Source organism: Hymenobacter sp. YIM 151858-1 (genome assembly GCF_025979705.1).
GTDB lineage: Bacteria > Bacteroidota > Bacteroidia > Cytophagales > Hymenobacteraceae > Solirubrum.
The window spans coordinates 46,102-69,102 of the sequence record NZ_CP110137.1 but is presented as its reverse complement, the minus strand read 5'-3'; the positions used below and the strand labels follow the sequence as shown (position 1 = coordinate 69,102).

General features: G+C 58.8%; 16 protein-coding genes. 10 read left to right on the top strand and 6 right to left on the bottom strand.

What is annotated here, in order from left to right; all coding sequences use genetic code 11:
* Nucleotides 1-840, top strand: coding sequence for an SIR2 family NAD-dependent protein deacylase (locus OIS50_RS19640; RefSeq protein WP_264694565.1), 840 nt, complete (start codon nt 1-3; stop codon nt 838-840).
* On the opposite strand, the gene OIS50_RS19635 is transcribed toward OIS50_RS19640, so the two are convergent.
* The 4 genes from OIS50_RS19635 to OIS50_RS19620 all read right to left on the bottom strand — a co-directional run bounded on the left by OIS50_RS19635 (nt 837) and on the right by OIS50_RS19620 (nt 6,492).
* Entirely contained in the window at nt 837-3,305 is a 2,469-nt protein-coding gene (locus tag OIS50_RS19635) for a hypothetical protein (protein ID WP_264694564.1), read from the bottom strand. The genes OIS50_RS19640 and OIS50_RS19635 overlap by 4 nt on opposite strands.
* A gap of 260 nt (nt 3,306-3,565) precedes the next feature.
* Nucleotides 3,566-4,546 carry a tyrosine-type recombinase/integrase gene (locus OIS50_RS19630; RefSeq protein WP_264694562.1) on the bottom strand — a complete coding sequence of 327 codons (981 nt, stop codon included), beginning with the start codon at nt 4,544-4,546 and terminating at the stop codon, nt 3,566-3,568.
* Between the two features lie 314 nt (nt 4,547-4,860).
* On the bottom strand, nt 4,861-5,187 hold the full coding sequence (locus tag OIS50_RS19625; RefSeq protein WP_264694561.1) for a TfoX/Sxy family protein: 327 nt from the start codon (nt 5,185-5,187) through the stop codon (nt 4,861-4,863).
* 246 nt (nt 5,188-5,433) lie between these two features.
* Nucleotides 5,434-6,492 carry a glycoside hydrolase family protein gene (locus tag OIS50_RS19620; protein ID WP_264694560.1) on the bottom strand — a complete coding sequence of 353 codons (1,059 nt, stop codon included), beginning with the start codon at nt 6,490-6,492 and terminating at the stop codon, nt 5,434-5,436.
* Nucleotides 6,493-7,021: 529 nt separating this feature from the next.
* Here OIS50_RS19620 and OIS50_RS19615 point away from each other — a divergent pair.
* Together OIS50_RS19615 and OIS50_RS19610 are read left to right on the top strand one after the other, a co-directional pair.
* On the top strand, nt 7,022-8,071 hold the full coding sequence (locus OIS50_RS19615; RefSeq protein ID WP_264694559.1) for a sensor histidine kinase: 1,050 nt from the start codon (nt 7,022-7,024) through the stop codon (nt 8,069-8,071).
* 3 nt (nt 8,072-8,074) lie between these two features.
* Entirely contained in the window at nt 8,075-8,806 is a 732-nt protein-coding gene (locus tag OIS50_RS19610; RefSeq protein WP_264694557.1) for a LytR/AlgR family response regulator transcription factor, read from the top strand.
* Between the two features lie 18 nt (nt 8,807-8,824).
* On the opposite strand, the gene OIS50_RS19605 is transcribed toward OIS50_RS19610, so the two are convergent.
* Nucleotides 8,825-11,911 carry a lantibiotic dehydratase gene (locus tag OIS50_RS19605; protein ID WP_264694555.1) on the bottom strand — a complete coding sequence of 1,029 codons (3,087 nt, stop codon included), beginning with the start codon at nt 11,909-11,911 and terminating at the stop codon, nt 8,825-8,827.
* Nucleotides 11,912-12,486: 575 nt separating this feature from the next.
* On the opposite strand from OIS50_RS19605, the gene OIS50_RS19600 reads away from it, so the two are divergent.
* Complete coding sequence (locus OIS50_RS19600; protein ID WP_264694553.1) at nt 12,487-13,641, top strand: hypothetical protein; 1,155 nt, start codon at nt 12,487-12,489, stop codon at nt 13,639-13,641.
* Nucleotides 13,642-14,159: 518 nt separating this feature from the next.
* Here OIS50_RS19600 and OIS50_RS19595 read toward each other — a convergent pair.
* Nucleotides 14,160-14,384, bottom strand: coding sequence for a hypothetical protein (locus OIS50_RS19595; protein ID WP_264694551.1), 225 nt, complete (start codon nt 14,382-14,384; stop codon nt 14,160-14,162).
* 574 nt (nt 14,385-14,958) lie between these two features.
* Here OIS50_RS19595 and OIS50_RS19590 point away from each other — a divergent pair.
* The 6 genes from OIS50_RS19590 (at nt 14,959) to OIS50_RS19565 (ending at nt 22,877) form a co-directional block, all read left to right on the top strand.
* Nucleotides 14,959-15,948, top strand: a complete 990-nt coding sequence (locus OIS50_RS19590; RefSeq protein ID WP_264694549.1) for a FixH family protein — start codon at nt 14,959-14,961, stop codon at nt 15,946-15,948.
* Between the two features lie 48 nt (nt 15,949-15,996).
* A complete protein-coding gene (locus tag OIS50_RS19585; RefSeq protein ID WP_264694547.1) occupies nt 15,997-16,527 on the top strand; it encodes a heavy metal-binding domain-containing protein in 531 nt (176 codons plus the stop codon).
* Nucleotides 16,528-16,854: 327 nt separating this feature from the next.
* Nucleotides 16,855-17,880: a TolC family protein gene (locus tag OIS50_RS19580; protein WP_472850093.1), complete on the top strand. Its 1,026-nt coding sequence runs from the start codon at nt 16,855-16,857 to the stop codon at nt 17,878-17,880.
* Between the two features lie 26 nt (nt 17,881-17,906).
* Nucleotides 17,907-18,479: a hypothetical protein gene (locus OIS50_RS19575; protein ID WP_264694543.1), complete on the top strand. Its 573-nt coding sequence runs from the start codon at nt 17,907-17,909 to the stop codon at nt 18,477-18,479.
* Entirely contained in the window at nt 18,463-19,608 is a 1,146-nt protein-coding gene (locus OIS50_RS19570; protein ID WP_264694541.1) for an efflux RND transporter periplasmic adaptor subunit, read from the top strand. Before OIS50_RS19575 ends, OIS50_RS19570 begins: the two co-directional genes overlap by 17 nt.
* A 41-nt stretch (nt 19,609-19,649) precedes the next feature.
* A complete protein-coding gene (locus OIS50_RS19565; protein ID WP_264694539.1) occupies nt 19,650-22,877 on the top strand; it encodes an efflux RND transporter permease subunit in 3,228 nt (1,075 codons plus the stop codon).
* The last annotated feature ends 124 nt before the right edge of the window (nt 22,878-23,001 follow it).

Sequence of the window (23,001 nt, the reverse complement as noted above, 5' to 3'; positions counted from 1 at the left end):
ATGGCAGTTACTATACCTAAAGACCTCATTGAGGCCATAAGGAACAACCGTTGCGGATTGTATATAGGGGCGGGTGTGTCTGAGGGGGCTGGGTTACCTGGCTGGCCCAAACTACTTGAGCAATTAATAGACCTCGCGAAAGAGGTCGCAAACCTCTCGGAAGAAAGAGCCGAAGAATTTAGGAAACTTGCTCCAAACCCTACAAGATATTTGATGCTTGCTCAAGAGCTTAAGGACATTTTGCCGTCTGAACTTCCAGAGCATATCAAGAAAGTATTTGATGACAAAACAAAACAACCTACGGCGACACATGACGCGATACTAGAGATTAAGCATAAATTCATAGTCACAACAAATTATGACACTTTAATAGAGAAAGCTTATGTGCGTAAAACTGGCGACTTTCCTACAGTATTGAGTTACAAGGATGCGTCTACAATAAATTATAATATAGTATCAGGAGAGCCTTTTATTCTCAAAGCACATGGTGATGCAAGAAGTGCTCCGCAGGACATAGTAATTACAGAGAAAGATTATCGAAATATAATATATAACCAGAGAGGATATCAAAGTGTATTGCAATTGATGTTTTCTTTTTACAATGTTTTGTTTATCGGCACTTCATTGAATGATCCAGAGCTGAATTTATTATTAGGATTTATTCATAATATTTTCCATGGCGGTTCTCCTAATCATTATGCATTGATTAGTAAGGACAACCTCACTAATATTGAGGTTGATCGGTGGCGCAAAGATTTTAAGGTTAATATAATTGGTTATGATCCTAAGAACGGCCATGAAGAATTGTTGCATATTGTGCAACAATTGAAAGATGTTTAATCGACAAGCCCCTGCATCATTTCTTCCATTCCTCCGAAATTCAGAATAAAATCTGAGTAGAAGTTTTCAAACAGGTCTTTGATGTAATCAGCTACATCTACTGGATCTTGCTCACCAGCTTTAGCCTGTGTTATTTGATACTTCCGATTCTTGGTGATGCTATACAGAAAAAGGGTATGCATATAAACTGCCGTCCAATACTTGCGTGCAGTTACTTCTAGTTGTTGCTCGTTAATATGGCGGTACTTGCTGCGGAAGTTCTTCAGCACAGTACTGTCCATGTTGATGTAAATCTTCTCGAGACTGTCACCTGAAGCCATTGGATGCACTACCGTCTTATGGTTGACAGATATACCCTGCGCCTCCATTTGGTCCCAAGTAGCTGCGCCCTCTTTGGGCTCCTGATACATAAAAACTGGATCAGGTAGACCTTGTAAAGGTTCTTCTTCGAGCTGGGGTGCCGGTTTAGGTGGAGCTTCTTTGTCAGCAATTTTCACCCAGAATATTTCCTCTAGCTCTTGGCCGGGCGCCGTGAGGGACACTTTCAGCTTCACAGCGTCGCCAACCTGGGTATCCTGATTTGGGCTCATCGTAACGCGAATGTTACCATCCTGCGGGCTGCTCACATTCACGTTTAGCACCTCTTCCACTCGCGTGGGGTTGCTTTCGAGCACACCGCCTTTGCCAGTAGCACGTTTCGTATCGAGCAAGGCTATCCTCAATTCGCCTGGTTCATCCACCCGGTTGAAATATTGATTTTCAACGTCTGTAGTGAAGCGGATGGTTTTCTCACCGCCCAGTGGAATGCCAGTAAGTACTTTGTCGCCGTCGGGACTGCCTTTCACCTTGAAAAACGAAGGGAAACGCTGTGGCTTGAAAGGTTCTGGCTGTGGTTTGGAGGACGCTTTCTTTTCCGGTTTGTCCTTTTTTTCAGGCTGTGCCTTCTTCTCGTCTAGCTTAAAGGTGCTACCGAGCAGCTTTAGCAGATCTGGGTTGAGCTGAATGTTCTTGGTTACATTCTTCAGCAGGTCCTTAGAGTCGGTACCGTCAACCGAGATAGCATCCTTCCGCTTCTTCTCAATTTCGGCCAGCCTTCCACCTGCCTTACCCAACTTAGCGGCTAAGAACTTTCGCAGCTCCCGCGTTTCTTCTCCATCCTTCAGCCGGTCCCGCGAGGCCATGAATAGCTCCTTGCGAAACTCATAGCTCATATTGGTGCAGTCTATATGCAGCAGCAAATGGTTCTTCAGCAGATTGAGCTTGAGCGCCCGGGTAATAAACTCCGAAGAATAGTGTCCATGCACCTGCCCGTTCATAGAGAAAAGCACGGCCATGTTGTTCTTGAAAAACTCCCGCTGGATAGAGTCCCGCGTGTCCTTTGCTGATTTGCCGCCGACCTTTGTATTGAACACATACCCTGATACCCTCATTTTGCCAAACAGCGCATCGGTATAGTCCTCTACAAAGTTCAGCTCCACATACTCCTTGTCGTCCTGCTCTAAGCGGCGCTTCAACCCAAAAAGAGGCCGCTCTAGGTTATTATCCTTGGGGTACCGCTCCTTCGTGTCAACCGTCAGCACCGGTAGCGCCGGCTCAAACAGAAACTCATTGAGGCTTTGATTAAGGTCGCGAGAAATAACAGACCGGGAACCCTCCGGCAGCCCGTAGGAGTAGAGCTTGATAACAGAGCCGGTTGTAAACGAACGGCCCACCAGACCTAGATCCAGTTCCGTAATAGGGAAGGACGGAATCTGGCCGTCCAACACTAAGAATTCGTACCATGTGTTCTTTCGTGAGCCTTGCTCTTCTTTGGTCAGGGGATGCTCCCGGATCAATGTAAAGCCTAGTGGCCCAGTGCCATCATAGCGCCGTGAAGCTACAAGTTGATAACCCCGCTTGCCGCAAAACACAATAGCGCCACTACCGCCCATGTTGTACTTGCCCTGGACAAAGTGGATTTCGTTCTTATTGCCACGCAGCAACGATAAAAACGTGTCCTCGAACTTCTCGGGGTGCTGTCCTTCGCCATTGTCGTAAATGGTGAGCGACGTATTCATTCTAGCACCAGAAGCAACAATTTGTATGTTCTCCGCCTGTGCCTTGCGGAACGAGCTAAGGTCCCACTTATCCGCCTGGCCCGAGTAAAATTGTTTCACGGCCGCCTCCATCGTTTTGGGGGCCGTTCCATTCTTCGGGTTGATTCCTGCCTCATAGCATTTACGCATGAGGGTAGCATCAATGGAGTTGGTTATCTTCTCCACAAGCGCCGCAATAGGCGAAGCCTGCTGGTTTTCAATCACCCCATACATATTCTCGCTCCCACCCAGTGGCTTCCAATTGGAAGGAGGAGCGAAGATATCTGCATTCTGTAGTATAAGTTTCTCTACTGCCTGTTCATCAGGACAGTTGAAAAGTTTAAGGAATAGTGCTTTAAGATCAGGTTTTTGCGAATCAAATAATCCCATTGGATTGCTAAAGTGCTGTTCTGACGAGTTTAGAAAGGTATAGATAAGAAGTAGACAAATCAAAGTACGCTCTCATGTTTGCAACTTTATTTCACTGAAAGATTCAAGTTCGTAATAGTATGCCGATAGCTTACGCGCTTACAGCAAATTCGCGAAACGCTAGGCCTCGATCAAACGGGTGCAGCTGTCCGATTATCCAGCGCCATTAACTTGGAAGCCACGGGTGCTTCGTTTATGAATCGGCTATAAAGGGTACAATATCATAGCCCAAGATATTGTGCTGCATTAAACCTCTTCACATCATCTAATCGCGCATAACGTTCAATCATCGCATCTGTCTTCTGCTTAGTTTGGTTTTTGATTGCCTTGTTCGATTGTCCAGCCTCTACGGCCACTGTTACGAAGGATGCACGCAAGGAGTGAGCGGTGTAAATGGCCCCCAAATGTCTTTGTACTAAATCGTTTACACTTTGATCGCTTAGACGGGCCCTTCCAGGTTGAGCTGGACGCTCTTTATTGCCACGGCTCATGCGCGTAAATAAAGGCCCAGTAGTTTGGCCTAAGCATTCAACCCATTCCTGCACTGCCCTTACAGGACAATAATCCGCGCTGGGAGCATAAAAGACAGCTTTTTCTTCCTCCTGACCATACTGGTTAGTCTTGCTGCGCTGCAGGTGAATTACCAGAGCTTGGCGAGTCAGTTCGACATCTTCGACATTGAGCGCCACCAGTTCTGACCGACGAAACGCACCAGCAAAGCCCAACAACAGCACTGCTCGATCCCGGAGTCCAGTGGGAGTTGTCAGGTCCATTGCCCGAATAGCTTGCTTCAACTCCGCCACAGTAAAAGCCGGTGCCTGGCGTTGACGCTTACCAACCACGCGCGCAATGCCGTCCAGCACCACGTTCAACGCTTCGTGGTTCGTAGGCGAAGTCTGGCCAGCGAGTTGATGAAGCTTACTAATAGCAGCCACATGCCGACGAATGGTAGCCAGCTTCAATCCACGATCCGCTAGCTGCGATACATACGCTGCAACGGTCGTCACATCTGCCGGCAGGTGCACTAGCTGGTGGTGCTCGCAAAAGTCTTGAAAGCTCCGCAAGTCAGCTGCGTACCCACGTTTGGTATTCTCCGCACCGTGCAGGCCCGCCTCGACGTACCTGGCCACCGAGGGCGGCAACTCCACCAACGCATGATTCCGGGTGGGCACGACCACTGCAAGCTGAGCTGACTTTTCCATGCGCTACATTATAAAGCAGTACCGACGAATTTTCACGCCGAAAATACTCCTTTTCAACTTAGTACCGATAAGTGAGTATTATCGGTACTAAGTTGATAGATTATAGCATTGAACGCTTGAACTATGTTGCTTCGCTAGCTTCCCAATAGGCAGCAAGAGGGCTCCAATGCTGCCCACGCTCTGATGCTTTCGCAAGACGAGCCCTCAGCTGGGTCTGGCAACTAAACCTCAACCTTTTAGTTGCCAGACCCGTCAGCGGTAGAACGGCTTATCTCGCGCGACAACGCGCGGAGTTGATGCGGTTAGGGTCTTGATCAGCCTTTCACGGGCTTGGCTTTGGGCGCCGGCAGTTCGGCCAAGGATACCCCAACCAGCTCGCTGAGCCAGCGGCTGTCCTCGAGTTTGTCGTCGATCAGGAAAGCCGGTTTCGCGCCGTCGTACGGGGCTTGTTCGACTACCTCGCCCAGGAATGCCCGGCCGGCCTTGGTGGGCTTGAGGAACAGCTGGTTGTCGCACACCAAGCCAAACAGCTTGCCGCCGGCGTACAGGCCGTATTCGCCGAACAGCTTTTTGGCCGACACATCCAGTGCGCCGGCCAGCTGCCCGGTTACAAAATCAACGAAGCTCGGGGTGGTGGCCATCTAAATGGTAGGGAGAATTGCGGCGCAAGATAACGGCGTCTGCCACTTGACTCAACCTTGCTCAGAGACAAACCCGCCGCGCGTCAGCGCTCCGCGGACGCCGACGACCAACCCCGGTGGGCGTACCTGGCAGTTAATCCAGCAGGCGAGTACCGGATGGAAGTGCAGCCAAATGCGGGCGCAGGCTACAGCAGCGGTGATTGGGCCTTTGACGGCTACTTTGCCCACCAACAACGGCAAAGTTGATTAGTAGAGCAGAGCACTCTCCCACAACAGCACTTTGCCCTTCAACGCCGATAACAGCACCAGGCCGACCCGGATTGTGTCGGATACGGCGGCGGTAGTTACTTGCTGCTCCGCTTGGAGCGCCTGGGGCAGCCATCGTTGCGTCTGGCCGAGCCAATGATCGTAGCCGGCCCGGTAAGCGGGCTGGCCACTCAGCTGGTGCAGCTTGGCGTACAGGGTGGCCAGCCCGGCGGCTCCCCGCTGCCACCCGGCGGTAGTTACCAAGGTCTCCGCCGTTGAGGTGCGCAGCAGCGCATTAAGCCCTACCAGCTCCGCGGTCTTAAATAACTCCTGGTCGTCAAACAAGGCGGCAGCTTCATAAAACAAGAGGGCGAGGCCTAAGTCGCCGCGCTGCCAGCTTAGCTCGGCGCTAAAGGCAGGTTCGCCCGCCGATCCGCGCAGCTCGTAGGGAAACACGGAGTAGTGACCCGCCTGAAAATCAACGGACTGCCGGGCGCTAAACAGCAGCTGCAGGCTTACCCGCAGGTGCTGGTCCAGGCCGGGAACGGCTACCCCGTCCCGGTGCAGGTGCAGCAGCAGCAGCAGCTCGCCAGCTAATCCCCCGTTTAGGCCCAGCGGTACCGCCTGCCCCGGGCAGAAAACCAGCGGGGGCAGTCCCCCTTCGAGCAGCCGCCACAGCAGCGGCTCGGACATTGGGCGGCGTAAGTTCAGGTAGCGCAGGCTGCGAAAGTAAGCTCGTCGGTTTTCGCGGGAGGCAGTCTGGCTTAACTGGACGGCTCGCTGCTGCACCTGCTCATCGAGCTGTGCAAGCTGGGCTGCCGCCCCGGGCAACGCTACCCCTTCCGCGCTCCAGGCCGCTTGCAGCCAGGCGGCTGCGCAAAGCGTATCCAATTGCCAGGCCAGCAGCGAAGGCAGCAGTTCATCGAGCTGTTCGGGCAGCCGCCGGTACAGGCGCTGCGTTAACGCAGGATCCGCGGGCCGGTTCAGGCTTTTATCTACGCAGTAACCATAGACTGCCAGTTCCCCCAGCGGGGCCGCGCTAATCTCGGTGGCCCGCAACAGCCAAGCGTGCACCATTTCCCAACTAAGCCTCAGGCCCTGTCCTTCCTCAAGCGCCGGAGCGCTGATGTACGGGCCTTTGTCGGCAGGCTCAGATGGGAAAGTAATGGGCATGGCACTACGGCGGACCGGTAAGAAAGTAACCCGCGGGGCCGGGAATCCAGCGTCCCAGGACCCGACGAGCAAACGGGTGAACCAGCTGCGAGACTTAAAAGCTGGAGAGTACGCTGGTGACTGAATCGGTGCCCGAACTGCTGCCGGCGCGCTTACCGGTTTGAGCCGGGGCAAAGCGCGTTACGACGGTCTTTACTAACTGGAATTTAGGAGCTGCTTTGGGGCTTTTCATCGCGGCTGAAGGTTGGAAAGGGGTTGAGGCACAGCGGGGCGCTGTTGAATTCAAACCTAGTTTCCTCCTCAAGCCGGGTGAAAAAAATTACACCAACCCGGCTTTTGGCAGTACCAACCCGGCGCAACGAACTCTCCACTCAACGCTTGCAGCCGGGGAAGCTTCCGGTCCTAATTTCGCCGGATGCAATTAACCCTTACCCGTTGGCGGCGCGCGCTGCGCCGGCCGGTTGTTATTCACGTGCTGATTTGGGTTGGCTTCACGCTCTACGAACAGGCCACGTTCCTGTTCATGAACGGGGCCACCAACGGACTGGCCGCCGTTACGGCCAACTACCTGCTTAATGCCGCCTTTTTTTACGCGAACAGCGCGCTGTTGCTCCGCCAGGTTGCGCAGAGCCGTTATGTGAGTTACGCCCTTTTGGCCCTGCTGGCTTTGGCCGTTTACGCCCTGCTCCGCACCGGGCTCAACCTGCACCTGGGTCCCCTGCTGGGCTGGTCTTTGCCGGCCGCGGTGACCTACAAGAACCTGTGGGTTACCTCGGTGTACCGGGGCTCGTTTTTCTTGTTTGCCTCCCTTGGCTACGGGGCGGCCCGCTACGCCCTGCAGCTGGAGCGCCAGCGCCGCTTGCAGGAGATGCAGCTGCGCCACACGGAGAACAGCCTGATGGCAGCCAACCTGGCTTTTTTGAAAAGCCAAATCAACCCCCACTTCCTGTTCAACTCCCTGAACTTCCTTTACTCCCAGGTGTACCCCCACTCGGATTCCGCCGCCCGAGGAATTTTGCTGCTCTCCGACCTCATGCGCTACGCCCTGCAGGACGACCACAACGGCAAGGTGATGCTGACCGAGGAGGTGCAGCACCTGCAAAACTACATTGCCCTGAATCAGCTGCGCTTCAACCAGCAACTGCAAGTGGATTTTGCGGTCCGCGGCAGCGTGGAATACCGGATGATCCTGCCCTTGGTGCTGATCACCTTCGTGGAGAACTGCTTTAAGCACGGGGAGCTGGCGGACCCCGCGAATCCAGTTCTCATTCGCTTAAGCGTTGAGCAGGACCGGCTCACCTTTCAGACGCGCAACAAAATCCGGCGGGGCCCCAAGGAAAAGAGCACCGGCATCGGCCTGGTTAACACGCGCCGGCGCCTGGATATGGTATACCCCAACCGCCATAACTTGCACGTGGCGGAAGACGCTGGCTTTTATACGTGTACCCTAACTATGGAACTGTAACCCATGATTACCTGCCTGATTGTTGACGACGAGCAAGGAGCTATCGATATCCTGCAAGCCTACATTAGCAAAACTCCCTTTCTGGAACTGGTAGGCGCCTGCACCAACCCGATCGATGCCCTGGACCTGCTTCGCAGCCGGCCGGTGGATTTGCTGTTTTTGGATATTCAGATGCCCCAGCTTTCGGGGCTGGCCTTCATGCGCCTGCTGCAAGGCAAAACCAAAGTCGTTCTCACGACGGCTTACAGCGAGTTTGCCGTGGAAGGCTTTGAGCTTGATGCCCTCGACTACCTGCTCAAGCCCATCGCGTTTGAGCGCTTTCTCAAGGCGGCGCAAAAGGCGCTCAACGCCTCGCTGGAGCCCACGGGCCGGTGGAAGCCGGTCGAGCAAGCCGACGACTACATCTTTGTCAAGACCGAGAGCAAGGGCAAGATGACTAAGGTAAACTTCGACGAAATCGTGTTTGTCGAAGGCATGAAAAACTACGTTTCCATCAATACCCGGGAGGATCGCATCGTCACCTTACTTAACATCAAAGCCCTGGAGGATCGGCTACCGGCCAAAAAGTTTATCCGGGTTCACAAGTCATACATCGTATCGCTGGACAAGATCCGGGCTCTGGACGGCAACCAGATCCTGTTCAAGGACATGAAGGCCTACGTCCCGCTGGGCGAAACCTACCGAACCGCCTTTTTCGACGCGCTGCAGGAAAAAGTCATGGGCGGCCGGAAGTAGCCGCTTGGCTGCCGGAGCTCACCTTGCTTGCCGCGCCCGGCAGGAATCGTAATGCCGGAAAAGGAAATCGTAGAGCACCAGCTCGTGCAGGCGGGCATCGGCGGGGATAACCCGGTTGAGTAGCATGTGCACGTAGCTGCTCAGCAGTGATCCCAGGGCAACCTCCGGCGGGTGCTCGCGCAGCTTTCCGCGGATGGCGGCGGCCAACGCTTGCAGCTGCCCATCGGGCGCCGCCGCCGGGAAATCCCTGGTCAGCGCCTGGCTTAAATCGGGGCGCCACTCGCGGTATTTTGCGTCAAGTTGGCGCTTCAGCTCTTTGCCAAGCTGAAATTCCGCCGCGAAGGCTGCCTTTAAGCTGCGCAACAGCTCGAGCTTGTTGTCCAGCGGCAGGTTAAAGGCCTCCAGCAGCTCGTCAACGGCCCGCACGCCCCAGAGCCAGCACCGGGCTTCATCCTCGGGCCCCGCCGCAACCAGGTAATCCAAATACGCCTGGCTTTGCTGATGGAAGAGGTGTTCGCTTAGCTCTATAGTGCTGGGGCCGTAGCGTTCGAGCTCCCGGTTGTAGGTGTCGGTTTGTTTTTTCCAGACGTACCCGTAGTCTAGGCAAGGCTGCAGGTAGTCCCGGACCAGCTGCACAACCTCCCCGAGACGCTTCACCTGCGGCAGGTGCAGACGTAGACGCAAGTGGCTGTCGGGATCGGCGTACCGCACGAAAAACCAATGATTGATGAGCTTGCGCTTTTCCAACTCGGCGACCAGGGGAGCCACCGCTTCGCGCAGGACGCGATTGGCCATTTTCGGCCCGCAGTACAGCTTGTAGTAGAGCCACTCCGATCCCAGGGAGAACTTACGCGTTGGCGCGGAGGAAACGGAGCCGGCGGAGGGCCATGCCCGCTTCGCCTCGTAACAGGGAGCATGCCGTACCAACAAGGCAATGAGCTGCGAGGGGTAGGGTCTGCCCTCGCCGTCGCGGGCCAGGCTGCTATCCGGCTCAAACAGAAACTCCTTGAGCTTAATGGTCGACTGCCCGCGGATGCTTTCCAGCCAGGCCTCCACCAGCAGGGGATTTTCCGCGTCAACCAGCAGCTCATTGTCCCCCTCGGCCAGGGTAAAAAACCGGGGCAGCCGCCAGCGCTCGCGGAATGCCTGCCAGTGGCTGGCCCGCTCGGCGGCCCCCGCGGTACTCAGGACCTGGAACTCGGCGGCGGGCAGGTGCCAGCTGGCCGGCTCCAGCACCACTGACTTGTAAGTCAAGCGGGGCAGGAACGGGGCGGTCACCCCCACCGTCTCCCAGTTAAACTTCAGGCTGGTTTGCAGCCCCTCGTGCTGGAGGCTGCACAGGAACTCGTACACGGGCAGGCTTCCCCCAGCGTAGTTGTGGGCGGTACCCAGCAGCGGGATGATGCGTTGGCCCGAGCGCCGCGAACGCAGCACTAGCTGCCCCTGGCGAAGGGAAAGCAGCAGATCCTGGACGGGCACCTGTTCCGCCGCCGGCAGCAGCGACTGGGCCAAGTAAGGAATCTCCAGCGCGCGAAAGCTGGGCCGCTGCAGGATGTTGCCCAGGCGCCGGCCCGGCAGGTGGCAGAGCTCGGCAAATGCAACGGAGGGGTTGTGGGCCTGTTCCAACCGGGCTACCTGCCGAACAATGCCGTCGATCTCCGGCACTGCGTGCGCAAAGCGCCCCAGCAGGTTAACCGCGCTGGAGCCACCGACACTGTCGAGCAGCACGCGCCCCCCGGTTAGCGGGCGAAACATTACGCCCAGGGAGGCCGGTAAGGGAGCCGCCGCGGGTGGCAAGCGCTGCACCTCAGCCGGGCTGAGGTCAACTGCGTAAAGCTGCAGCTGCTCCGCCTCGCGCAGCTTCTGGCGGAGCAGCTGCGGCAGCTCGCCGGCGGGCGGCGCGGCGGCTGCCGGGCTCCCGCCCAGCGTGAGATCGTGGACCAGCGGGGAGTAGCTGCTTCGCCCCGTCGCGCCGTACCCAATCCCGCTTTCGGCGTCCAGCACCTGCAGCAAGGGTACCTCCTCGTCCTCGTAGCGCACCTGGAACTCACGCTTAAACTCTTCCAGCTGCGGGCTGCGCGGAACCGGCGCAAGGCGGGCCAGTACTTCCACGACCTCGAGCAGGCTCGCTTGGAGGGCGGCATCCACCCTGCCCGCTTCGTTGACCTTCAGCACGGCATCGGTTTGAAACAGTTTGTCTTGTTCGGGCGCTACCCCGAGCTGCTCCAGCAGCCCGGCAATGCGGGTGTAGCTGGTTACGGGAGCCGTGGGCTGCTGATCCAACTGGGCCAGCAGATCCGCCACGGCGGTAAGCGTTTGGCGGATGAAGAGCAAGCGCGGCTCCTCGGGCGCTTGGTCAGCGAGGCGGGAAAGCACCCCGAGCAGATGGGCAAAGTATTCGGGACCCGTGACCGTAGGCTCCAGCTCGCTGACCAGTACCTGCGCCGCGATGAGCGCATCGAGAAAAGCGGCGGCCTCCTCGCGTTCGCTTGTCTGCTCGGGGCTTAGCCGGGCCAGCAAGGCGCCGTAGTCCTCGTCTTCGTTGCAGGCGGCGAGCACCTCTTCCACCTGGGCATGGGCCTCCACGGAGCTGATTTGCTCCACCCGCCCGGTTGGCAGGTATTGGTACTCGATGTAGCGGATTTCTTCGCCGATCCGGTACCAGCTGCTATTGGGGCGGTAGCGAAGCCGGGTTCGCACGAAATCCTGCTCGCCCAGGTGCTGGGCCAGGGCGCAGAGGTAATGCATATCGAGGCGGGTATGCCGACGGTGCGCCTGCGCCGCCAGTTCTACCTGGCTACCCGCGCCCCAGCGCAGTACCCCGCAGCCGGCAAACAGCCCGAAAGGCGTACAGCGACTGCGCATGCGAATCAAGTAGCGCACCAGCGACCCGCGTACCCGGCTGAGGCGGCGCGGGTCAGTGAGCTCACCCCGCAGCAATTTCCCGCACTGCTCGTGTAAGGTTGGCGAAGCCAGGTAGAGCGCTTCCATAAACCCTTCATCCTCCAGGCAGGCCGCAAGCTGCGTTTCCGAGATGTCGGGATTAAAAGGCCGCAACGGGGCCCGCAGGATTAGCTCGGGCAGGAACTGATATAAGTCGGTCATTGAGCAGATAAGCTAGAAATCCGGCTTGGTATAGGCGCGGTTCGGAATAAGTCAAACAAACCAGGAGCTATTCGTCAAACCTGCCAACACCAAGGTTTACCGGCAGCAGGCTCGACGGCAAGTTAGCGGGCGGCGACCCTCGAAGCGCCAGGTAAGCCGGTAGGATGCTGCTTTCCCCATCCGCAGCGAGTCCGGGCTGAACCTGTACACCGGGCGACGACGCCCCGATCTATTCCAGGTTCCGAAAGGGCAGGCACTAATTCATGACTAGCCCCCTTGCCCGGGCATGCCAGGGCTCCGGGCGCAGGCGCAGGTCGTCTGCTTTTGATTACCCGCCTGGTAGCGGGGCCCGCGGGAAGGACTCATCCCCGCCCCGGCGAGGCTATTAACTCGACCCGGCAAGCGAGCGGATTTGTCCGCGCAACGGGCCGGTACGTCGCGGGCAAGCGGGTGTATATCCATGAAAATTGCCGCCGCTGAAGCCGTCGCTCACCTTTGTCATGTGCTCAGCGCCACGGGCACTTCCCGCCAACTAATCACTTTCTCTCTCACTACCTTATTCATCACCCAACCGCATGAAACACGCTAAACTCCTCACCCAAGCCTGCTTGACGGCAGCCACCCTGCTCGCGTTCGGCTGCTCGAAGGAAGCGGATGTAAAACCGCGCAATGAGGCCATGGGCCTGCGGCCTTCGACCTCGCTGCAGGAAACGCAGAATTACTACCTGGACGATCTGGCCCGCGTCATGGCAACCGTGCTGGCCAAAAATGATGCGGCCCGGGGTGCCCTGCTGGAAGAAGTATCCAAGCAATTCGACGGCGACTACGACGCCCGCTTTACCAGCCTGCTTGCGGTTAATGTTGGCGGCGCAAGCTTTGAAAACTTGCTTAACGAGGCGGGCCTGAAAACCAACCCCGCGGAAGTCGGCCTGTCGGTTGAGCAGTTCAATCGGATTGTCGTGTCCATTCCCGTGCTGCAGGAAAGCTGGAGCAAGGTGCATGCTCCCATAGTAACTTACATTCCAGAAGGGGTTCTGGACCTGGACCTGAACAGCACGCGGGCCTACAATGCCGCGGGTGAAGCATTTGAGCTGCCCACGCGGGAAGAGCCCACGCTGCCGGCGGTGGTAGCAAGCTTCGGCGAGCGCCTCGACGAGAAGGGCGAAGTACGGCCGGAGTTCATTGCGCCGGTGCTGGAAACCGGGGAGCGCGGCGGCGGAAATTACGAATACCTCTCCCGCATGAAGTGCACGAACCTGGGTGCCATTGAGCCCTGGTTGCGTGGCAAGCCGGAGTTGCGCCTGTACGCCGCCATTGCCGAGCAGCACTATTCCAACGGGGGGCAAACCACGACCCAGGTAGCCAACATCGTGGAAGACGGCACCCTGTTCCAGCCAAGCCGCAATGACATCTCAAACGGCATATCCCTGTGGTATCGCATGTTCCGCTGGGAGAACACTACCACTTCCAGCGCATCCCGCGAATACAAAATCCGCTGGCGCGAGGAAGACGGGGGCCCAACCCTGAAAGTGAAGACCAAGCTGGCTTTCACTTGGAAAAACAAGATGATGTCGACGGAAGTCACTGTGTTCGAAGCCGACGCCGACTTCTCGGCCTGGGAGAAAGACGATGAGATTGGCACGAAGACGGTGCACGTAAACGATCCCAATACCTTCGACTACAACTACGGCAGCATCTTCCAGACCACCCTGGTGTCGTCGGCGCTATAACGCCGTTCTGCAGATGCAGTGCTAAACAAATCAGCCGCTCGGGCCTTACCCGAGCGGCTGATTTGTTTAGGCAGGCTCCGTGAGATTTGAATCGATCATGTCAGCGCAGAATAAACGGTGTCATGCTTTGGTTTGGAAACCAAGACCGAGGGCAGCTGGATACCGTACGATTTATTCAAGCTGTTTCAATGAGCTTCAGAAGGAGTTGTGACGCCCAGCCAATGCTGGAGAACCTGCAGGCGTTAATAAGAACTTGGGAAGACATTTAACCAAGATTTCCTTCCCTTTAAGGGAAAAATAACCCTCCACTATGAGTTACTAATTGCATACAAGATTTTGAACAGAGCTTATAAGATTTTGCGGTTTGGGACGGGTTATAGTTGAACTCAACCCCAATTCCCCAGGCCATAAGTTAGCCTTAGGGCTGTATTACTGCGAAATACGCGCTAATCAAGCTTTACCCAACAAGTATATCTGCCGGTGCTCAGGTAGAGCTCCGAGCGAACCACATCAAACTTTCAGATTAGATTCGCCGTTCCTTTGGCGCCATGCTTCAACTGATTCGTCGATACCGTCGCACAACGGCCGCTACGTTTGTAGCGCTGTTCCTGCACGTGCTCGTGGGTCAGATTGCTTGCGCACAAATGCACCGAGCGGTCGAGGCGCCGCCGCATCAGCACGCGCCGGGCACGCCGCCGCACGAGCATAGCCGCAACGGTGGTCATACGCACCAGCACGAACACGCATCAGCGGGTAAACACACGCACGCCCAGGGGTCTGCATCCCCCGAGAAGCACAGCGACCCGGAGTGCTGCCAAGACGACGCGCAGTCGCTATGGGCCGCTCTGGGTACCCTGCCTAAGCTGAGCTTGGAGAAACTCGGCCCCTTGGTATTGGCTTTACCGCCCGTACTGGACGTGGCAATACCCCGTTTTGCGGCTTGGGATATAACCCAAGCCGTAACATTGGTGCCGCCCACGCACTTAAAGCCCAAGATTCCGGACATCCGGATCTTCATTGGCTCCCTGACGATTTAGGTTTTCGCGCCCTTTAAGGTCCGCGCCTACCCGGCTATGCCGTGGTGTGGCCGGACCTTTTTGCGTGCCCTTCGCGCTACCTGCTCGTCTCCTGCTCCTTTTCCACTGACAGACCATGAAGAGTTGCTGTCAACCGAACGGACCACCGCCTCCCTCCCCGCGGCGACGGTTCGCCACCTATGGGCTCTACGTCCTGCTCTCCGTTGCGCTGGCTTTTGTGGCCTGGCAACAGTTCCGGGGCTGAGCTGATCAATTCCCTCTTTTACCAACCACACCAACTATGAAGCGTCTTCTGTTGCCAGTTACGCTACTGGCTACTCTTACTTGGATGACTACCGCATGCTCCTCAAACGATGCCTCTACTTCGAGCGGCACTCCGACGGATGTGGCTGCCGACGGGCACCAGCACGCAGCCGGTGAAAGCCACAACACGCATGCCGCCGGGGCCGAGCACAGCGGCGGCCACATCTACTCCTGCCCCATGCACCCCGAAGTAACCAGCGACCAACCCGGCACCTGCCCCAAGTGCGGCATGAAGCTGGAACACACCGACGGGGCCGCGGGTGACGGCAAAACTTACCAAATGAACCTGACGACCACGCCGGCGCAACCGGCCGCCGGCCAACCGGTCACGTTGTCGTTTCAGCCGCAGGTGACTGGCAACGAGCAAGCCCCCGTGCCGCTGGCCGTCGTGCACGAGAAAAAGATGCACCTGATCATCGTCTCCAAAGACCTCTCGGAGTTCTACCACGAACACCCCGATTTCAAAGCCTCGGGCCGCTACGATGTGCCCTTCACGTTTAAAACCGGCGGCACGTACCTACTCTACCAGGACTACCAGCCTCAAGGCGGCACGCACCAACTCGGCCGGCAAACCCTGCAGGTCAGCGGCCCGACGCGTCCGGCCGTGAAGTTCACCAATGATCAGCTGCGTTGGCAAAAGAACGGCTACACCGCCGACCTCGCCTTCGACAAAACCGTGAAAGTGGGTCAGCCGCTGGCCGTGGGCGTCACCGTGAACCGCGGTGGTAAGCCTGTGACCGACTTGGATAACTACCTCGGCGCCCTAGGGCACATGGTGGTGCTGAGCGAAGACGGCACGCAATACCTCCACGTGCACCCCGAAGACCAAGCAGATAAGGGTCCGCGCATCGGATTTCACACCACCTTCGAGAAGCCAGGCCGGTACCGGGTATTCCTGCAATTCAATCACGCGGGTGCTATTCAGACCGCCGATTTCACTGTGAATGTGGCCCCAACGGCTGCCTGATCTAGGCCGCCACCAGCAATTAACCCTCTCCCTTCTTCACCCCTGACCATGAAACTCATTCCCTACCTGGTGGGAGCCATGCTGCTGACCGCCCCGCTTTCCCTCTCCGCTCAGCACTCGCACGGCCAAACGCATAAGGCCGCCGGAGAAACCCACGCCCACAGCGCCCCGCACGGGGGCATCGTGCGCACGGCGGGCAAGTACCACGTGGAGCTGGTGCTTAAGAACGGCCTGATGACGGCCTACCTGCTCGACGACAAGGAGCAGGTACTGCCCAACAAAGGCCTGACCGGCACGGCCATGGTGCTGCACGGAGGCAAGACCACCACCGTGAAGTTGGCTCCCTTTGGCGCTGACCAGTTGCGCGCTGCCTTGCCCGCCGGGGCCCCGCCCACCACGGCTATTCTGACCCTGCGCCGGGGTAGCGAAACCATCAACGCCCGCTACGACAAGCTCGCCAGCACCAGCGCCAGGGCCAAAGCCATCGGCTACGTGTGCCCGATGGGCTGCACAGGCAGCGAAAGCACCAAGCCTGGCAAGTGCCCGACTTGCGGCATGGACCTGGCGAAGAAATCCTAACGGCTACGGCAGTCGGACGAGTACGCCCGCTGCCGCTCACTCCGTGGCCGGCAGGCGCTGCCCGCACCTGCTGCAGCGCCGGCCCATGCCGCGGTTGACTCCGAATACATGATTCCGACAACCTTCCGATTCCGCGTCTTGCTTCTCGTGGCCTTCGCCGTGGGTTGGCTGCGCCCGTTGTTAACCCAGGCGCAGGTGTTAAGCCTGGACAGCGCCGTGGCCCGGGCGGAGCGGCAGCACCCTCGTTTGCGCCAAGCGGCCCGCCAGCTTGATGAGCAACGGGCTCTCAAACGGGGCTCGTTCAGCCTGCCAAATCCTGATTTGCTCTTGGATGCGCCCTCCGGGTACTTTTACACCTTTGGGGCCGTCCAGACCATTCAGTCGCCGGCTGTTTACCGGCGCCAAGCTAAGCAGGCCCAGGCCGGCATTGAACTGGCCAGCCGCAATCAACTGGTACAGCTGGCCACCGTGCGCCGCGATGTGCGCCGGGCCTACGTGAACCTGCAATACGCCGAGGCGGTGGTGCGCCAGCTTACGCAGCAAGACAGCTTGTACCAACGGTTGTACGTGGCCGTGGGCCGCCTGCACGCCGCCGGCGAAATCGACCTGCTGCAGAAAGTCAGCACCGAAGCCGAAGCCCGGCAGGTGGCCAATCTGTTGACGCAGGCCCGCACCGATCTGCAGGCCGCGCAGCAGCAGTTAGGGCTGCTCATCGGCCAAGGCAACGCGCCGGAACTGGCCACAACCTCCGATCTGCGCCAAGCTGGCCAGCAGCTGGCTACCCAAGGTACTGCGCTGCTGGCCGAGCTGCCCACGACCGATAGCAGCGCGGTAGCCGCCAGCCCCACGCTAAGCTACTACCAGCAGACCGTGCGGCTTAGCCAGTCCGGCATCAGCCTGGTGCGGGCGCAGCGAGCCCCGGCGCTCACGCTGGGCTACCTGAACCAGGCCGAAGAGCGCAACTCCCCGTACCGTTACCGCTTCCAGGTTGGGCTGTCGGTGCCGCTGTGGTTCTGGACGTACCGCTCGCAGCTGCAGGCCGCCACGGCTCGTGCTGAGGCGGCCTCGGCCGAGCTAGATGTGCAGCGCCTTGAGCTAAGCGCGCAGTACCGGCAAGCCGTCGCCGACGTGCGCAAGTTCAACACCAGCCTGGGGTACTACCAGCAGACAGGGCTACCTCAGGCGCGTACCATCATCGGGGCTTCCCAACGACTCTTTCAAGCCGGCGAGGTAAGCTACCTGGTCTTGTTCCAGAGCCTGCGCCAAGCGTTTGACATTCAGACCACCCACCTCACCACCCTGCGCGACTATGGGCAGGCGCTGGTCGAGTTAAATTACCTCCGAGGCCAATGATACAGCGCCTGATCTACCTCCTTTTATTGTCACTGACCTTAGCGGCCGGCCACCAGGCTTGGGCGCACGGCGGCGAAGACCACGGCGCCGGAGCTGCCACCTCGCCGGCCCCGGGCGCTACTTCCTTCTCGGTAGCGGCCCTGTCCGAGCAGTTTGAGCTGCTGTTGCGCTTTCAGCCTTTAAAGAAGGGCGAGCCGGCGCATCTGCAGCTGTTCGTGTCGGATTACGCCAGCAACGCTGCCGTCGACAGCGCCCAGCTCACGCTGACCGTACCGGAGGCGCCCTATGAAAAATTTACGGCTACCCGGCAAGCCCCGGGCGTGTACCTAGTGGAAGGGCGCTTCCCGGCAAATCAGAAGTACAGTTTAACGGTGAACATCGTGGCCGGCGAACAAGCCGACCTTCTGCTGCTCGAAGGCATTGAGGTTGGGAAAGAACTCCCGGCTGCTGCCGGGCCTGCTGCGGCTACCGGTTGGTTGAGCGGCTGGAAGCTATGGCTGCTTATTGCCGGTGCCTTTCTAGCCGGCGTGTTGCTCACCGTGGTGCTGCTGCGTCGTCGCGGCCCCCAAAACTCCCTTGCCTATGAAAACCCCGCGTAAGCTACTTGCCGCGGCGGCCGCGGCCACCGCCGTGCTGGCTGTGGCGCTGCCCCCGCCGGCCTCGTTGTGGGCGCACGACGGCGAAGACCACGGTACCACCGTGGCTAAGTCGTCGGCCGCCGCCAGTGCCCCCGACGAGGTGGCGTTGCCTAAGGAAAGCCAGTTCCTATTCAAGGTGCGCACCAGCCTGGCCACCTTTTCCGCTTTCACCACCCAGGCCACTCTTTACGGCACGGTAGCGCCAGCCAGCGGCGGCGAAGGCCGCGCCGTGGCGCCGCAAACCGGCCGGCTCGTTAGTCTGCCCGTGCAGGTGGGCCAGCAGGTGCGCGCCGGGCAGGTGTTGGCCGTGCTCGACCAGACGCTGGCAGCACCCGAGCAAATTGGCCTGGCCACCGAGCGCGCCAACGCCCAGGCCGAGCTACGGGCCGCCGAGCGCGACTACGCCCGCCTGAAAAGCATCGAGGACATTGCCGCCCGCAAAGACGTCGTCAACGCCGAGCTGCGGCTGCGCCAGGCGCGCCAGAACGCGGCCATTCTGAACAACCAAGGCCAGCAGCGGCGGGTAACCATCACGTCGCCCATCAGCGGCACCGTCGACAACTTCTCCCTAACCGTGGGTCAGCAGGTAAACCAGGGCGACGAGCTGCTGCGCGTGCTCAATCCTGGCAAGCTGCAGGTGCAGGCGCAAGTGTTTCCTCAGGACCTAGGCAGCGTCACGCCCGACGCGCAGTTTCGCATCGAGGGCTTGCAAGGGCAGCAGGGCAGCGTGCCGGCAAAGGTTGTATCGTTCAGCAACGTGGTCAACCCCGTGAACCAAGCGCGCCAGCTGATTCTGGCCGTGGATGGCGCCAGCAGCGTGCTGATCCGCCCGGGGCAGGCCGTAAACGTGCAGGTCATCAGTCGCAGCCGGGGGGCCAAGCAACTTACAGTGCCGACCTCGGCCGTTACCGACCTCAACGGCAAGCCAGTGGTGTACGTGCACACGGCCCCGGAAGTCTTTAAGGTGCGCTACGTGCAAACCGGCACCGCCAACGCCCAGCAGACAACCGTTCTGGCCGGCCTCAGCGAAAACGACCGGGTTGTTACGCAAGGCACCTACCAGCTTAAATCCATCTACCTCAACCAATAAGGTGAGCTTGCCCCTACCTAGCGGCGGCTCTCTTACGGACCATGCTCGATAAAATCATTCGTTTTGCGCTGCAGAACCGCCTGCTGGCGTTGGCCTTCGCGGCGGCGCTCATCGTGGCAGGACTGTTCACGGCCCGCGACCTGCCGGTGGACGTACTGCCCGACCTCGACCGCCCTAGGGTAACGGTATTCCTGGAGTCGCCGGGCATGGCGCCCGAAGAAGTGGAAGCCCTGGTGACCTTGCCGGTAGAGACGGCCCTGAACGGAGCCACCGGCGTAGCCGCCGTGCGCTCCAACTCGGCTATTGGCCTCGGGATGGTATTCGTAGAGTTCAACTACGGCACCGACATCTTCACCGCCCGGCAGATTGTGTCGGAGAAGCTACAAACGGTGGGCGAACAGCTGCCGCAGGGCGTTTCGCCGGTGCTTGGTCCTATTTCCTCCGTGATGGGCCAGATCATGCTCGTGGGCATGACCAGCAGCGGGCAAACTTCCAATGCCGATCTGCGCACCCTCGCCGATTACACCGTGCGTCAGCGCCTGCTTTCCATTCCGGGGGTAGCGCAGGTGATTCCTATCGGCGGCGACACCCGCCAGTACCAAGTGCTCGTGGACCTGAACCGCCTTAACGCCTCGGGGCTCACCATCAACCAGGTAGAAGAAGCCCTGCGCCAGTCTAACCTGAACACTACCGGCAACTTCTTCGACCGGCAGGGCTCCGAAGTGCTCATCCGCAACCTGGGCCGACTGCGCTCGGTCGAGGAAATCGAGAACATCGTGGTCGGCTACCGCGAAGGCTCGCCCATCACTGTGGCGCAAGTGGCTACGGTGCAGTTCGGGGCCCGCTTTAAGCGCGGCGACGGCAGCGTAAACGGTAAGCCGGCCGTGATTCTGAGCATCGAGAAGCAGCCCAGCGCCGCCACCGTCGACCTTACCCAGCGCGTGGAAGCCGCATTGCGCGGCTTGCAGCCCTCACTGCCCAAAGACGTGCAATTCAACTCGCGCCTGTTTAAGCAATCAGAGTTTATCGAGTCGAGCATCACCAACGTGGAAGAAGCCTTGCGCGACGGGGCCATCCTGGTGGTCATCGTGCTGTTTGCCTTCCTGCTGAACGTACGCACCACGTTCATCTCGCTGGTAGCCATTCCGTTGTCCTTGCTGGTAACAGCGCTGGTGTTTCGCTTCGCCGGCATCAGCATCAACACCATGACCCTAGGGGGCTTGGCCATTGCAATCGGCGAGCTGGTCGACGACGCCATCGTGGACGTGGAAAACGTGTACCGGCGCCTGCGCGAAAACCGGCACTTGCCAAATTCAAAGCCAGCCTTGCAGGTCGTGTACGCGGCCTCCTCGGAGGTGCGCAATTCCATCGTGTACGCCACCATCATCGTGGTGCTGGTGTTCCTGCCCCTGTTCGCGCTGGAGGGCATGGAAGGCCGCATTTTCGCGCCGCTGGGCATCGCCTACATCACCAGCATTGTGGCGTCGCTGTTCGTTTCGCTTACCGTTACGCCGGTGCTCTGCTACTACCTGCTGCCTCGCATGAAGCAGATGAGCCACGCCGAAACCGACGGGCCGCTGGTGCGCTGGCTGAAGCGCAAAGACACCCGACTGCTTGATTGGGGCTTGAAGCACCCGCGCTGGGTACTGTCCGCTACGGCGGCCCTGTTCATCGCGGCGGCGGCCATGGTCCCGTTTTTCGGCACCGAGTTTCTGCCGCCCTTCAACGAAGGCTCGCTCACGGTCAACTTCTCGGCTCCGGCGGGCACCTCGCTTACCGAATCGAACAAGCTAGGTACCATTGGCGAACAACTGATGCTGGAGGTGCCGGAAGTGGCCTACACCGCCCGGCGTACCGGCCGCGCCGAGCTCGACGAGCACGCCGAATCGGTAAACAACTCCGAAATCGAGGTGGCTTTCAAGTCGCAAGATGAGCTGGAGAAAGAAGGCCGCGAGATGCGCGGCCGCGACGAAATTCTAGCCGATTTGCGCCAGCGCCTGAGCTTGATTAAAGGCGTAAACGTCAACATCGGCCAGCCCATCTCCCACCGCCTCGACCACTTGCTCTCCGGGGTGCGGGCGCAGGTGGCCATCAAGCTCTTCGGCAACGACCTGCTGGAGCTGCGCCGCTACGCCGCCCAGGTGCGCGACGCCGCGGCCACCGTGCCGGGCGTGGTAGACCTGCAGGTAGAAAAACAGGTGCAGATACCGCAGCTGCTCATCCGCCCGCGCGACCAGGCCCTGCGTGCCTACGGCATGCAGCGCGGTGAGGTGGTGCAGGACCTGCAGACGCTGTTTCAAGGCTCCGTTGTGTCGCAGATGCTCAACGGGCAGCAGCGTTTCGACCTGGTGGTGAAGCTGCCCGAAGAGCAGCGCAACGACCTGCAGGCCATTGCCAACACGCGCGTGGAAACGCCGGCCGGGGGCTTCGTGCCCGTCAGCGCCATCGCCGACATCAGCTACGAGCCGGGTCCGAACACCATCAACCACGAAAACACCCAGCGCCGCATTACTATTTCGCTTAACGTGGCCGAGCGCGACCTGGGCTCGACGGTGCAGGAAATCCAGCAGCGGGTGCGCGAGCAAGTACAACTGCCCAGCGGCTACTACCTTACCTACGGCGGGCAGTTTGAAAGCCAGCAGTCGGCTTCGCAGAAGATCCTGTGGCTGAGCTTGTTTTCCCTGGCGGGCATCTTTCTGGTGCTTTACTCGCACTTCAAGTCCCCGCGCATGGTGCTGCAGGTTATGCTTAACATTCCATTAGCCTTAATTGGCTCGGTAGTGGCGGTGTTGCTCACCGGAGGCACGTTCAGCATTGCCTCAATGGTGGGCTTTATCACGCTTACGGGCATTGCCTCGCGCAACGGCATCATGATGATTTCGCACTACATCCACCTGGTGGAGCACGAAGGCGAACAGTTCGGTAAGCCCATGATCATCCGGGGCTCTTTGGAACGGCTCGTTCCGGTGCTGATGACGGCATTGGTGGCTGCCCTGGCCTTGATACCGCTAACGTTGGCTAAGGACGCGCCGGGCAAGGAAATCCTTTATCCGGTTGCTACGGTTATCCTCGGCGGGCTGCTTTCCTCAACCTTCCTTGACATCATCGTCACGCCCGTAGTATTCTGGCTGGTGGGAGAAAAAGCCTTGGCCGAGTATTTCGCCAGTTACCGCGCAGCAAGTCTGCAGGTGCAGCCTGCTGTAATCGACGCACCTCCATTTACCGCCCCTGCTGGTCAAGGGCCCGCAGCTACTTCCTCGGCTAGCTAACGCCGTGCCTGACGTGCCAGGACTTACCAGCCCTTGGGTTACGCAAAAGGATTGGCCGCACGCGGCGGGCATTTAATCTGTCAGTACTGGTGTGCCGTTGCGGCCAGCCGGTTGCTTTGTTGCT

What these genes read in the sequence shown, in the direction of transcription:
- OIS50_RS19640 (WP_264694565.1), top strand. Translation starts at nt 1, where the DNA reads ATGGCAGTTACTATACCTAAAGACCTCATTGAGGCCATAAGGAACAAC.
- OIS50_RS19635 (WP_264694564.1), bottom strand. Translation starts at nt 3,305, where the DNA reads ATGGGATTATTTGATTCGCAAAAACCTGATCTTAAAGCACTATTCCTT.
- OIS50_RS19630 (WP_264694562.1), bottom strand. Translation starts at nt 4,546, where the DNA reads ATGGAAAAGTCAGCTCAGCTTGCAGTGGTCGTGCCCACCCGGAATCAT.
- OIS50_RS19625 (WP_264694561.1), bottom strand. Translation starts at nt 5,187, where the DNA reads ATGGCCACCACCCCGAGCTTCGTTGATTTTGTAACCGGGCAGCTGGCC.
- OIS50_RS19615 (WP_264694559.1), top strand. Translation starts at nt 7,022, where the DNA reads ATGCAATTAACCCTTACCCGTTGGCGGCGCGCGCTGCGCCGGCCGGTT.
- OIS50_RS19610 (WP_264694557.1), top strand. Translation starts at nt 8,075, where the DNA reads ATGATTACCTGCCTGATTGTTGACGACGAGCAAGGAGCTATCGATATC.
- OIS50_RS19605 (WP_264694555.1), bottom strand. Translation starts at nt 11,911, where the DNA reads ATGACCGACTTATATCAGTTCCTGCCCGAGCTAATCCTGCGGGCCCCG.
- OIS50_RS19600 (WP_264694553.1), top strand. Translation starts at nt 12,487, where the DNA reads ATGAAACACGCTAAACTCCTCACCCAAGCCTGCTTGACGGCAGCCACC.
- OIS50_RS19590 (WP_264694549.1), top strand. Translation starts at nt 14,959, where the DNA reads ATGAAGCGTCTTCTGTTGCCAGTTACGCTACTGGCTACTCTTACTTGG.
- OIS50_RS19585 (WP_264694547.1), top strand. Translation starts at nt 15,997, where the DNA reads ATGAAACTCATTCCCTACCTGGTGGGAGCCATGCTGCTGACCGCCCCG.
- OIS50_RS19570 (WP_264694541.1), top strand. Translation starts at nt 18,463, where the DNA reads ATGAAAACCCCGCGTAAGCTACTTGCCGCGGCGGCCGCGGCCACCGCC.
- OIS50_RS19565 (WP_264694539.1), top strand. Translation starts at nt 19,650, where the DNA reads ATGCTCGATAAAATCATTCGTTTTGCGCTGCAGAACCGCCTGCTGGCG.